The sequence below is a fragment of the Aeromicrobium sp. genome (assembly GCF_037719875.1).
Lineage (GTDB): Bacteria > Actinomycetota > Actinomycetes > Propionibacteriales > Nocardioidaceae > Aeromicrobium.
Window position 1 is genome coordinate 137104 of the sequence record NZ_JBBJMJ010000006.1, and the last position, 12083, is coordinate 149186.

The following is a 12083-nucleotide window of genomic DNA, read 5'->3' on the forward strand; positions in this document are numbered from 1 at the left end:
TGACAGGTTGTGACTCACGACACCAGGCACGTAATCTGACGCGCGGGGCTCGTCGATGAAGTGGCCGGATTTTCACTCCGCACGGCGCCACGCTAGAATCGGCGAGGCCCTTCGGGGCATGCGCCCGTAGCTCAACGGATAGAGCATCTGACTACGGATCAGAAGGTTGGGAGTTCGAATCTCTCCGGGCGCGCAGAGTACAGGTTCTTGACCTGCGCAGGGCGCCTCGGTTCGATAGCCGATGATGGCTCGAGAACTAAGAGAACGCGGGCCCATGAGGCCCGGAGATCAGCGCAGGCCGAGGACTCGGAGTGCCTGTTCGGCCATCTTGGCCTCACCCAGGGCGTTCGGGTGGACGATCACTGGGTTGGTGCCGGCCAATACAGGCTCGACCCAGCGCACGCCGATCGGCTGGCAGGCGTCGTGGCCGTTGGAGACTGTGTTGAGGTCGACGTACGTCGTGCCGGTCGCGGCAGCGGCGCGTCGAACGGCGTCGTTGAGCGTGGCCTGCAGCTGGCGAAGGTAGGGGACGTCCCCGGTCGCTACCGGCATCTGCGGGTAGCAGCCACCACTGGCAGGCAGGATCCACGGATAGCTCAGGATGGCCACCTTGGCATTCGGTGCCTTGGCCCGCACTGCCTTGAGTGCCCTCACCAGCGACGGATACGTCGTCTGCTTGATCGTGGTCTCGAATGAGGAGCCGTACTTGTCCTTGCAAGGGCTGCCCTGGCCGAGGGTCGACAGTCCGGCGGCACCACACTGCAGGATCGAGTTGATGAACACGCCGCTGTCGTTCCCACCGATCGTCATGGTGACGAGCTGTGTGTTGGCCTTCACCTTGTCCAGCTGAGGTGGGACGCCGGGGTATTGCGACGAGAAGTAGTGGGTGGTGTCAGCGGCACCGCAGGTCGCGTCGGTCAAGGTCGCCTTCAACTGGGCGGCGATGACGTGCGGGTAGTTGCGAGTCGAGCGCAGGCAGCCTGCGAACGCAGTGAGGTCCAGCGGGAGGACGCCCGAGGCGGCGCTGTAGGAGTCGCCCATGGCGACATACCGTAGCGGCGCTGGCTGCGTGGTCGCCGAAGCCGCCGTGAGGCTGCTGATCAGCGCCAGGACGGTGACTGCTGCTGCGACAAGTGTCCGACGCATATTGCGCTCTCCCCCGATTGCGTGACGTGCATGATGTGCTGCACCACCAAGTTACCTGCAGGTAACCGATTGCGCCATGCCTAGCCGTCAGCGGTCGAGGTTGGCGTCGAACGTCTCTGGCTCCTTGATGAACCCGGCGCGACCCAGGGGCCAGACCCGGAACCAGGCCTTGCCGACGACTCGGTCGTCGGAGATGAATCCGCCGCCGGGATCGCCGAGGTGTGCGCGCGAGTCGCTGGAGTTGCCACGATTGTCGCCCATGACCCACAGATGTCCCTTGGGGACCTTGACCTTGAAGTCCTGGTCCTTCGTGGCGGTCTCGTCGAGGACGTATGGCTCGGTGATCTCCTTGCCGTTGATCGTGAGCCTGCCGTTGGTGCAGCAGGCGATCTCATCGCCGCCGACACCGATGACTCGCTTGATCAGGTGGCCGCCGGTCGGAAAGAGCCCGATGGTTTCCAAGGACTTCTGGATCGGGTTGGACGCGCGTCGTGAGTCCTGCTCGTTGAGCCAGCCACCCGGATCATCGAAGACCACGATGTCACCGCGCTCGACGTCGCCACCCCAGTAGGAGACCTTCTGCACGAGGATCTTGTCGTCGACGAGCATCGTCGGCTCCATCGACTCCGACGGGATGTAGAACGCTTGCAGGAAAAAGGTCTTGACGATGACGGCCATCACCATGGCGGTCGCGACGAGAAGGATCGACTCCTGCCACACGGGCAGCTGCTTCTTCTTCTGTTGCGTCACGAAGCGAGCCTAGCGGCTGACCCGCAACGCGACGCTGCCCCCGAGCCTGGGCTCGGGGGCAGCGTCTTGCACTCAGGGCTTCTTGCCGGGAGCCTTCTTGGCCGGATCCGCTCCGGGGTTGACGACATCGACAGGAGGCCTGGCGGTGGGGGCTCCTGCCGGCGAGGGCGCCGGCGGGAATGTCGGCGGCTGAGGCGGGGTCTGGGCCCGCCCACGCAGCATTGCGAACGCGGCTGCACCGGCACCGGTGACGGCACCGATGACCGCGACCCGCTTGAGCCGCGAGTGCTTGGGCTTGACCTTCTCGGGCAGCTTCTCGGCCACCGGGTCCGGCAGGCGCTCGAACAGATCGTCGCGCAGGTCGAGCAGCTGATCCTTGTCGGGAAGCATGCCGATGAGCTGGTCACGCACGCCGGGCGCGCGATCGGCAACCTGCTGACGGAGGTCCTCGGTCTGGCTCGTGAGCTCGTCGATCCGGGCTTCAAGGCGGTGGCGGAAGGTGTTCTTCGTGAACGGTCGTGTCATGGATTTCTCCTCGTGTGGTTGGTGATGTCGTACCGGGTGCGGAACCTCACTCCAGGGCAACCTCCTGGGGCAGCTTGTCAGAACGTACGCCGCGCCAGCTGGGCTGACGCAGATGGCCGCCCGCTGTCCACTCCGCGAACGACACCTCGCCGACGACGCGGGGTGTCACCCAGTGTGCATCGCGGGCGACGTCCCGGGGAATGTCGACGAACGGACTGGTCTTGCGGAGCGACTTCGACAGCCGCTTCTGCAGGTCACCGAGGGCGCGCTCGCCGAACCCGGTGCCGACCCGGCCGACATAGTGGAGGCCGCCCTCGCCGGGGACGCCGACCAGCAGGGAGCCGATCGTGCCGCCGCGTGCGCCCTTGCCGGGGCGCCATCCCCCGACGACGACCTCCTGCATGCGCTCATGCTTGATCTTGGTCCACGCCGCCGCGCGCTTGCCGCCGCGGTAGCGACTTTCCAAGCGCTTGGCCACGACCCCCTCGAGGCCGAGCTTCTTGCTCGACTCGACGGCCCGGGCCAGCGATCCGTCGAAGGCCTCCGGCACATCGATGATGTCGCCGGCGATCTGCAGGCCGAGGAGCTCGCGCCGCCGATCGGCATAGGTGCTGTCCTGAAGTGAGCGGCCCTCGGACCTCGGGAGATCGAACACGAGATATTCGACCGGTACGTCTCGGCGGGCGGCCGCGACATCGGACTCCTTGGTCAGACCCATCCGTTGCTGCAGCCGCCCGAAGTCGGGTGCTCCAGCAGCGTTGCGGGCGACGATCTCACCGTCGAGAACCGCATCGTCGAGTCCCAACCCGGCGATGGCGTCGACGATCTCGGGATAGGTCACCGTCACGTCGTTCTCGTTGCGGGTGAACAACCCGACCTCCTTGCCGTCGACCACGGCGACGGCCCGGATGCCATCCCACTTCATCTCGAATGCCCAGTCGTCCTCGTCGTCGATGTCGATCGCCGACCCGACCTTCGCCAACATTGGGGCGACGAAGCCCTTCTTCATCGAGCGAGGCGCACTGGCCTTGGATCTTGGCTTCTCCATCAGGTGGATCAGCCAGTTCTTGCCGGTCTTGATGAGTGCGAACTTCCGCGGGGCGCCGAGCCCGCCGCTCTTGCCGCCGGTGAGCGTCGCGATGACCTCCTTGCCATCGCGCCATTTCTCGAGCTCGTAGGTTCCGGCGTCCCAGATCGTGACCTTCCCGCCGCCGTACTCGCCCTTGGGGATCGTGCCCTCGAACGAGCCGTACTCCAGCGGATGGTCCTCGGTCTGGACCGCGAGATGGTTCTTCTTCGGATCGGTCGGGACGCCCTTGGGCAGGGCCCACGAGACGAGCACGCCATCGCGCTCGAGGCGGAAGTCCCAGTGCAGGCTGCTCGCGTGGTGCTCCTGGATCACGAACGACGCCCCACGGCTCCCGGTCCCAGCCTGCGAGGCACGCTGCGTCGGAACCGGCTCCGGCGTCTTCTGGGCGTCGCGCTTGGACCGGTAGGTCGCGAGCTTGTCGCTGGTGGCCGACGGGCCCGCGAGGTCGGCCATCGGGTCCTTGCGACGCTTCATCCGCTCGATCACCTCGTCGAGGGACAGGTGCCGCAGATCGTCGTTGAGCTCACGCCACGTGCGGGGCACAGCGGCACGCGGCTGCGCGGTGCCACGCAACGAGTAGGGCGCGATCGTCGTCTTGTTGCCATTGTTCTGGCTCCAGTCGACCAGCACCTTGCCGCCGCGCAGGCTCTTCTTCATCGAGCTGACGACGAGGTCGGGCAGCTCGGACTCCAGTACCTGCGCCAGCTGCTTGGCGAACCGATTGACGTAGTCCGAATCGTGCTCACCGTCGAGGCCGGCGTACAGATGGATGCCCTTGCTGCCGCTCGTCACGGGGTATGCCTCGAGGTCGAGCTCCTGCAGCAGCGTCCGTGCGCGCTTGGCCACCGCGACGCATTCGGGCAGGCCGGCACCCGGTCCGGGATCGAGGTCGAGCACGAGGTGGTCGGGGTTCTGGGCCTTGCCGCGGCCGTCGACCCGCCACTGCGGCACGTGCAGCTCGAGCGCGCCGACCTGGCCGGCCCACGCGAGGGCAGCGGCGGTGTCGAACACGGGATAGGTGTTGACGTGATCGCTGTGCTGGATCTCGATCCGCCGGATCCAGTCCGGCGCTGATGAGGGCAGGTTCTTCTCGAAGAACACCTCGCCGGGCTCTTTGTCGGTGCCGACACCGTTGACCCATCGCTTGCGGGTGGTGATGCGTCCGGCGAGATGAGGGAGGAGGTATGGGGCGATCTGCATGTAGTAGGAGATCACTTCCGCCTTGGTCGTGCCGGTCGACGGGTAGAGGACCTTGTCGGGATTCGTCAGCCGGAGGCGGTGGCCCGCGACGGAGACGATCTGGGTGTCGTTGGTGCGCGGCATGGCCCTCCTCTCGCTCATCGGGTCGTACCCGTGTGGACACGGGCGAAACACGCGGGAAAATCCCGGCTGCGGAAACCTGAGATAGTCCTTAAGAACCACGCCAAGTCGACCTCTGGGGCCACAAACTCTTGCGCTTCACTCCACACAGTGCCATGGTGGATGGGCCGGTTGAGCAGCAGCCGCGCACGGATCGAGACCCCCTGGGGGTTCCCGTGAGTATTGCTCCCGCACCATTCCAGATCGATGACACGCAGCAGCTGATCGAAGCCGCACACGCGGCCGAGGCTGCCGAGCGCACGTTGCTCGAGGACGAGATCGTCCGACGGCACCTTGGGCTCGCCCATCACCTCGCCGGCCGCTACTCCGGCCGCGGCGCCGACCGCGACGACCTGATCCAGGTCGCGTGCTTCGCGCTGGTCAAGGCCATCCGAGGCTTCAACCATGATCGTGGGGAGTTCGTCCCGTTCGCCACGGTGACGATTCTCGGTGAGATCAAGAAGTACTTCCGTGACTACTGCTGGGGCGTCCGCCCTCCGCGGCGGATCCAGCAGATGCAGGCCGACATCTCTAGCGCGACCGAGCGCTGCTTGCAGGCCGATTCGCATCAACCGGCCGTCGACACCATCGCCAGGGAGATCGACGCGAGCGCTGATGAGATCCGTGAGGCGATGGCGGCGCGGAGCTGCTTCTCACCGACGTCGCTCGACCAACCCGTACGTGACAGCGGTCGCCCCTTGGGCGAGACGATTGCGGTCGACGGCTCGGATTATGAATTCATCGACGACTGGGTCACGGTCGGCCCGCTGTGCCGCGACCTCGACGATGACGAGCGCGAGTTGCTGCGGCTCAGGTTCGTCGAGGACAAGACGCAGCAGGAGATCGCCGAGATCGTCGGCGTGAGCCAGATGCAGATCTCCAGGCGTCTGTCGAAGCTCCTCGCCCGACTCCGGAGCTCCGCCGCCATGGCGGACGCTGCCTAGAAGCTGCAAGCCCAGCGTCGGCGGTCACCTCATGCGGTGGCCGCCGACGCTACGGGCGGGCCATGAACGACGGCGTGCCGTCGAACGCTGAGTGTTGTGCCATCTCATCGGCGATCGCTGCCGCGAGGTCGTCGTGCGCGATCACGGCGTCGGTCGGGAACAGATGGTCGTCTGGAGACGAACCGGGATCCATCGGCGGATGCCAGATGAGCGAGACGTCATGATGGGCCCCGCACGCGCGACACAGATCGCTGAACCTGGTGGACTCGGACACGTCCACCTGCTGTGCGCAGACCGCGATCACGTGGGAGCGGGGCTCGTCGCAGCTGGACAATCCCCGCAGTGCATCGGCGCCGGAATCGGTGTCGACACGCATGACCACGTGTGTTGCCGAGCGAAGCCAGCCGGTGGGGACGGTCACCTGGTGCGTGTTGCAGCCGCGCCGCTCCAGTTCCTCGCTGAGCTGGTTGTCGAAGGCGTCACCTCCGCCGAACAAGGTCACAGTGGTGCCATCGAGACTGAGGTCAGTCATGGACGTCCCCTCTCCGCTCGGCGGGAGCAGTGCCTGATGCTCCGACGCATGGGCCCTGGCGACGAGCTGCCGCGTGTTATCTGAGGGCATACCCAGTCTTCAGTGAGGCAAACATGAGCCACCGGACGCGATACATTGACTGCAGGGTGATCGCCGGGATTGCCCTCGTCGAGGAGTGCCACGTGGACAGCTCGACCTTCTTTTCGCAGATGGCACTTGATCTGCACGACGAGCCAACCGCCGAACGCACGATCGAGCGGATCGCCGAGTATGCCCGGATGGCGACGAGCTGCGACGACGCGGGCATCATGCTCGTGCACGCCCGCAACCAGGTCGAGACGGCTGCGGCCACCTCGCAGCGGGTCGGTGAGTCGCACAACCTGCAGATCATGCACGACCAAGGGCCGTGCCTCGACGCGATCGAGGGTGAGCCGATCTATTGCTCGCCAGACGTCGCGAACGACGATCGTTGGCTCAAGTGGGGTCCGGCTGTGGCTGAGCTCGGCATGCGCAGCGCGCTGAGCCTGCGCCTCGAGACCCGGACTCGACGTTATGGCTCGCTCAACCTCTATGCCGAGCGTTGTAACGCGTTCGATGTTGACGACATCGCGGTCGGTACGATCTTCGTCCGGCATGCTGCAGTGGCGTTGGCCAATGCGCACAACGAGGAGGGCCTGCAGGTGGCGATCGACGCCCGCAAGCTCATCGGTCAGGCGCAGGGCATCTTGATGGAACGATACGATCTGGACGCCGACCGAGCCTTTGAGTTCCTCCGCCGGCAGTCGCAGGCCCATAACGTCAAGCTGCGGAGTGTCGCCGCGTGGGTCGTGGAGAACCGCAGCTCTCCCGCGGCGAATTTTGAGCCCGACGTGGCGCCGAGCGACGAGCCCGCCGTCGGCCAGCCTGCCTAGGAAGCGGCCTTTTTGCCGGCCTTTTTTTTGCCGGCCTTCTTCGTGGCTGCCGCGGGCGCCTTCTTGCTCGCGTTCTTGCGGTCGACGCTGCGCTTGAGCGCCTCCATCAGGTCGACCACGTCGGCGCTCTCCCGCTCTTCCTGCTCGCCGAAGGTGGCCTCAGTGTCGAGAGCCGCGCCCTTCTCGAGCTTCGCGTCGATCAGGGTGCGCAGCTGCTCCTGATAGTCGTCGGTGAACGCTGAAGGATCGAAGTCCTCGGACAGCGAGTGGACCAGCTGGGCGGCCATGTCGCGCTCCTTCTGGCTGATGCGCGGTGTGGTGTCGAGCACGTCGAAGGACGGCTTGCGTACCTCGTCGTCCCACAGCATGGTCTGCAGCACGAGGACGTTGTCCCGCACACGCAACGCCGCGAGCCTGGTCTTCTGGCGCAGCGCGAACTGGACGATCGCGGTGCGATCGGAGTCCTCAAGCGCCCGCCGCAGCAGGGTGTATGGCTTCAGGGCCCGCTCGTCGGGCTCGAGGAAGTAGGCCTTGTCGAGCCGCAGCACATCGATCTGGTCGGCCGGGACGAACTCGACGACCTCGATCTCGTGGCTGCGTTCGGCCGGCAGCGAGGCGAAGTCCTCATCGGTGAGGATGACGGTCTTTTCGCCGTCGTCGTAGGCCTTGTCGATGTCTTCGTAGGGAACGACCTTGCTGCACACCTCGCACTTGCGCTGGTAGCGGATGCGACCCCCGTCCTTGTTGTGGACCTGGTGCAGCGAGACGTCGTGGCTCTCGGTGGCGCTGTAGACCTTGACCGGCACATTGACCAGCCCGAAGCTGATGGCACCCTTCCAGATGGATCGCATCCTCAAGTGAAGCAAGTCTCACCGTCTCGCGCCAGTCAGTTGTTTGATGCCACGGAAAAATGGGCACCTACGCCGCATGAACGACGACACCCAGGCCTTCCCTTCACAGCAGCAGGAACCACCCGGTCGGACGAGCGAGATGGATCCGCTTCCCGACCATGGTGAAGCCTCGTATCGCGGTAGCGGGAAGCTCCAGGGTCGCCGGGCGCTGATCACAGGTGGCGATTCGGGAATCGGCCGCGCGGTGGCCCTTGCTTACGCACGGGAGGGTGCAGATGTCGCGTTCACCCACATGCCCGAAGAGCAGGACGACGCCGACGAGACGTCGGCGCTCCTCGAGGCCGAAGGTCGGCGTCACCGGCGGCAAAGCCGTCTTCTGATCCCGATGGAAGGGGAAGCCATGGCTGGCAGCATCAAGAAGCCGAAGATGTACGAGGCTCTCCGCGACGAAGGGGCGTCCAAGGAGAAGGCCGCACGGATCTCCAACGCCGCCGCTCAGAAAGACCGGTCGAAGTCATCGGTCGCGCGCAAAGGGGGTGAGGCCGGGTCTTACGACGACTGGACCGTCTCCGAGCTCCGCAAGCGCGCCAAGGAGCTGGGCCTTCGCAACTATTCGGGCAAGAAGAAGTCAGAGCTCGTGTCAGCGCTGCGGGACCACTGATGACCGGCCCTGCCGCGCTGGTCCACACCGAGGTGATGGAGTTCGGGCCGTTGGCGATCCAGTTCGACGAGCGGGTTCTGCGGCCACGGCGATGGACGACCGCGCAGTCCGCTTGGGCATCGGAGATGCTGCGACGCGGTCCGGAAGGCCCGGTGCTCGAGCTGTGCGCTGGAGTGGGTCACATCGGACTCCTTGCGGTCGCCGGAGTGACCCGCCCGCTCGTGCTGATGGATGCCAACGAGGCCGCGTGCGACCACGCCGCGGTCAACGTGAAGAACTCCGGTTCGTCAGGACCGGTGGACATACGGTGCGGACTCATGCACGAGGTGCTGGAGGATGCGGAGAGATTCGCCCTCGTGATCGCGGATCCGCCGTGGGTGCCGAGCGAGGAGACCTCGCGTTTCCCGCAGGATCCCCTGATCGCGATCGACGGCGGCCCGGACGGCCTCGACCTGGCTCGCATGTGCCTCGCCCTCATCGGTCGCCATCTCGCCGAGCGCGGATCGGCTCTCATGCAGCTGGGCACGCTCGACCAGGTGGGAGCCGTCGAGTCATACCTGATCGAGCACCCTGAGCTGGGGCTCGGGGTGGCGGAGGTGCGGGTGTTCGGGACGGACGGGATGCTCGTGGCTCTGGACCGCTTCTAGGCTCAGCGACGGAATCGGCGTCGCGGCGGCTCGGCCTGTGGGGCCGGCTTGCGGATCTCGACGAATCCCGGGTCGTATGCCGTCAGGCCGCCATCAATCCGAGGGCGCAGCTGACGCAGCGCTTCGGCCGGCTCGTCATACGGGATGCCGCTGAGCTGGTTGGGGGAATATCGCCACCACTGGAGCTCCTGCAGCTCATCGCGGAGCGTGTTGGCCACGCGGGGGCGGATGACCCTGGCCGGGAGGCCGCCGGCGATCGAGTAGGGCGGGATGTCCCTGGTGACCACAGCGTTGGCGGCGACTATCGCACCGTCGCCGATCGAGACGCCGCGCAGGACCACCACGTTGGCGCCGAGCCAGACGTCGTTGCCGATCACGGCGGGGTCACCGGAGACGCTGCGGAACGACTGACGGCCACCGGCGTCGGGTTCGATGACCTCGGCGGTGTCGGCCGACGGATGCCAGGCCCATACCGCCCTCTTGTACTGGAATGCCGAGACGCTGAGCCACGTCGTCGGGTGGCCGGTCGCGCCGATCAGGCTGCCGGGGCCGATCTCGCAGTAGCGTCCGATCCTGGCGGACTGCACTTCGACCTGGCGGCCGAACTCGGTGAACGCGCCGACGTACGTGTCAGCCCGGATGACGAACTGGCCGAGGAACCGTACGGGTGGCTCGACGAGCAGGCGTGACGTGCCGATGCGGCGCACGTGCCCCGCGCCGCGGATGTGCTCGTCCACTGGTGCTCCTCTCGTGCTCCCGAGTCAGGCTATCGACCCGTAGGTCAGCACCGCACAATGAACCCATGAGCGAGCGCAATGAGCACGTCATCGTGGTGGGTGCGGGCATGGTGGGGCTCTCGGCCGCGTGGTTCCTGCAGTCGGAGGGGGTGCGGGTCACGGTCGTGGACCGGGCCGGCGTGGCTGCCGGGTCGTCGTGGGGCAATGCGGGTTGGCTCGCACCGGCACTGACCCACCCGCTGCCCGATCCGGCGATACTGGCCGGCGGCATCAGGGCGACACTGAGTCCTTCCTCGCCGGTCTACGTGCCGGTCACGGCGAACCCCAGGCTCCTGAAGTTCCTCGCGGACTTCACCCGTCATTGCACGCCGGCTCGCTGGCGCGCGGCCATGACGGTGTTCGCCGAGGCGAATCGGCAGGCCCTCGCCGCATTCGACGAGATCGAGGCGGGCGGGATCGCCGAGCGGACCAAGCCGGCCGAGCCGTTCGTCGCGGCGTTCGACTCCCACGATGCCCGGCAGAGGCTGCTGGACGAGCTCGAGCACGTACGCGAGGTGGGCCCGCGCACCGACGTCGAGCTGCTGGATCGCGAGGAGATGCACGCGCTGTTGCCGGCCCTTGGCGATGCCGTCGTCTGTGGCGCTCGACTGCCGGATCAGCGGTTCGTCAACCCCGGACGCTTCGTCCACGCTCTCGCCGACGCAGTGCGCAGCCGTGGCGGCGAGATCAGGACCGACGTCGACGTCCGCGACCTGAAGACCACGTCGCGAGGGGTGAACCTCCAGGTCTTCGGCGGCCCGCCTCTCGACGCCGATGCAGTCGTCATCGCGACCGGCGCGTGGCTCGGCCGACTGGCACGTCAGGTGGGCGTCACGACGATCGTTCAGGCCGGTCGCGGCTACAGCTTCACGGTGCAGCCGGCCCGGATGCCGCTCGCACCGATCTACTTCCCGGCCCAGCGCGTCGCCTGCACGCCACTGGGGGACGGGCTCCGGATTGCGGGAATGATGGAGTTTCGCAAGCCCGAGGCGGCGATGGACCCTCGGCGCATCACCGCGATCGTCGAGGCGGCCAGGCCCATGTTGTCCGGGGTGGACTGGGATGCCCGCACCGACGAGTGGGTCGGGTCGAGGCCGTGCACCGCAGACGGGCTGCCAATCGTCGGGCGCAGCAGATCTGCACGGATCTTCGTGTCCGGGGGGCATGGCATGTGGGGCATCGCGCTTGGTCCACTGAGCGGCAAGCTCATCGCGGGCCAGGTCGCCCGCGGCGAGACGTCGGGTCTGCTGTCGAGCTTCGACCCGCTGCGCTGAGAGGATGGCCGCATGACCGATGCCACGCAGCGCTTCACCCTGCGCCAGAAGATCACCATGATGGTCAACCGCTATGAGCTGCGCGCGCTCGGCGAGGACGGGGTCGAGGGCCCGCTCATCGCGATGGCGCAACAGAAGCGGATGGCGTTCAAGGAGCAGGTGACGTTCTATTCCGACGAGGCGCGCACGCAGCCGGTGTTCGCGTTCAAGGCCCGCCAGCGGATGGATCTCGGTGGGACCTACGACGTCACCGACGCGCAGGGAGCGGTGATCGGTGAGTTCCGCAAGGACTTCGGCAAGTCGTTGCTGCGCTCGACGTGGCACCTCTCGACCCCCGACGGGCTCGCGGCGATCGGGCAGGAGCGCAGCCAGGGAGTGGCGATCGCGAGGCGGGTCATCAGCCTGATCGGCGAACTGCCGATCTTCTTGCGGTTCCACTTCGACTTCACGGCAACCGACGGGCAGATCATCCTGACCAGCGAGCGACAGCGCTCGCTGCGCGACCGCTACGAGCTGACCGTGCCGGTGCTCGACAACGGCTGGCAGCTGGACTGGCGCGTGGCGGCAGCGATGGCCGTGGCGCTCGACGCACTGCAGGCCCGGTAGCAAGGCTCGGC

Annotated in this window: 13 protein-coding genes and 1 tRNA gene; 7 read left to right on the forward strand and 7 right to left on the reverse strand. The window is 66.6% G+C overall.

The window, feature by feature from the left end; translation table 11 throughout:
- Positions 1–120 precede the first annotated feature (120 nt).
- Positions 121–193: transfer RNA gene (locus WKF39_RS08340), tRNA-Arg, on the forward strand.
- A gap of 95 nt (positions 194–288) precedes the next feature.
- On the opposite strand, the gene WKF39_RS08345 is transcribed toward WKF39_RS08340, so the two are convergent.
- From WKF39_RS08345 to WKF39_RS08360, 4 genes are all read right to left on the reverse strand, one after another.
- Positions 289–1146, reverse strand: a complete 858-nt coding sequence (locus tag WKF39_RS08345; RefSeq protein WP_340387260.1) for an SGNH/GDSL hydrolase family protein — start codon at positions 1144–1146, stop codon at positions 289–291.
- Positions 1147–1233: 87 nt separating this feature from the next.
- Positions 1234–1896, reverse strand: coding sequence for a signal peptidase I (gene lepB / locus WKF39_RS08350; RefSeq protein ID WP_340387262.1), 663 nt, complete (start codon positions 1894–1896; stop codon positions 1234–1236).
- A 72-nt stretch (positions 1897–1968) separates the two neighbouring features.
- A complete protein-coding gene (locus WKF39_RS08355) occupies positions 1969–2421 on the reverse strand; it encodes a hypothetical protein (RefSeq protein WP_340387264.1) in 453 nt (150 codons plus the stop codon).
- Between the two features lie 46 nt (positions 2422–2467).
- Complete coding sequence (locus WKF39_RS08360; protein WP_340387265.1) at positions 2468–4834, reverse strand: ATP-dependent DNA ligase; 2367 nt, start codon at positions 4832–4834, stop codon at positions 2468–2470.
- Between the two features lie 212 nt (positions 4835–5046).
- Here WKF39_RS08360 and WKF39_RS08365 point away from each other — a divergent pair, with 212 nt between their 5' ends.
- Entirely contained in the window at positions 5047–5814 is a 768-nt protein-coding gene (locus tag WKF39_RS08365; RefSeq protein ID WP_340387267.1) for a sigma-70 family RNA polymerase sigma factor, read from the forward strand.
- Between the two features lie 49 nt (positions 5815–5863).
- Here WKF39_RS08365 and WKF39_RS08370 read toward each other — a convergent pair whose 3' ends face one another.
- Positions 5864–6346 carry a hypothetical protein gene (locus WKF39_RS08370; protein WP_340387269.1) on the reverse strand — a complete coding sequence of 161 codons (483 nt, stop codon included), beginning with the start codon at positions 6344–6346 and terminating at the stop codon, positions 5864–5866.
- 182 nt (positions 6347–6528) lie between these two features.
- On the opposite strand from WKF39_RS08370, the gene WKF39_RS08375 reads away from it, so the two are divergent.
- Positions 6529–7257: a GAF and ANTAR domain-containing protein gene (locus WKF39_RS08375; protein WP_340387271.1), complete on the forward strand. Its 729-nt coding sequence runs from the start codon at positions 6529–6531 to the stop codon at positions 7255–7257.
- Here the strand turns inward: WKF39_RS08375 and WKF39_RS08380 are convergent.
- Complete coding sequence (locus WKF39_RS08380) at positions 7254–8108, reverse strand: Ku protein (RefSeq protein ID WP_340387273.1); 855 nt, start codon at positions 8106–8108, stop codon at positions 7254–7256. The two genes, WKF39_RS08375 and WKF39_RS08380, sit on opposite strands and share 4 nt — an antisense overlap.
- A 76-nt stretch (positions 8109–8184) precedes the next feature.
- Between WKF39_RS08380 and WKF39_RS08385 the strand changes: the two genes are divergently transcribed.
- Together WKF39_RS08385 and WKF39_RS08390 are read left to right on the forward strand one after the other, a co-directional pair.
- Positions 8185–8769, forward strand: a complete 585-nt coding sequence (locus WKF39_RS08385; RefSeq protein WP_340387275.1) for an SDR family NAD(P)-dependent oxidoreductase — start codon at positions 8185–8187, stop codon at positions 8767–8769.
- On the forward strand, positions 8769–9416 hold the full coding sequence (locus WKF39_RS08390; protein ID WP_340387277.1) for a methyltransferase: 648 nt from the start codon (positions 8769–8771) through the stop codon (positions 9414–9416). Before WKF39_RS08385 ends, WKF39_RS08390 begins: the two co-directional genes overlap by 1 nt.
- Before the next feature lie 2 nt (positions 9417–9418).
- On the opposite strand, the gene WKF39_RS08395 is transcribed toward WKF39_RS08390, so the two are convergent.
- Positions 9419–10153: a CatB-related O-acetyltransferase gene (locus WKF39_RS08395; protein ID WP_340387279.1), complete on the reverse strand. Its 735-nt coding sequence runs from the start codon at positions 10151–10153 to the stop codon at positions 9419–9421.
- A gap of 65 nt (positions 10154–10218) precedes the next feature.
- Here WKF39_RS08395 and WKF39_RS08400 point away from each other — a divergent pair, with 65 nt between their 5' ends.
- Together WKF39_RS08400 and WKF39_RS08405 are read left to right on the forward strand one after the other, a co-directional pair.
- A complete protein-coding gene (locus WKF39_RS08400) occupies positions 10219–11466 on the forward strand; it encodes an FAD-dependent oxidoreductase (RefSeq protein WP_340387281.1) in 1248 nt (415 codons plus the stop codon).
- Between the two features lie 12 nt (positions 11467–11478).
- Complete coding sequence (locus WKF39_RS08405; RefSeq protein WP_340387283.1) at positions 11479–12072, forward strand: hypothetical protein; 594 nt, start codon at positions 11479–11481, stop codon at positions 12070–12072.
- Positions 12073–12083: the final 11 nt, after the last annotated feature.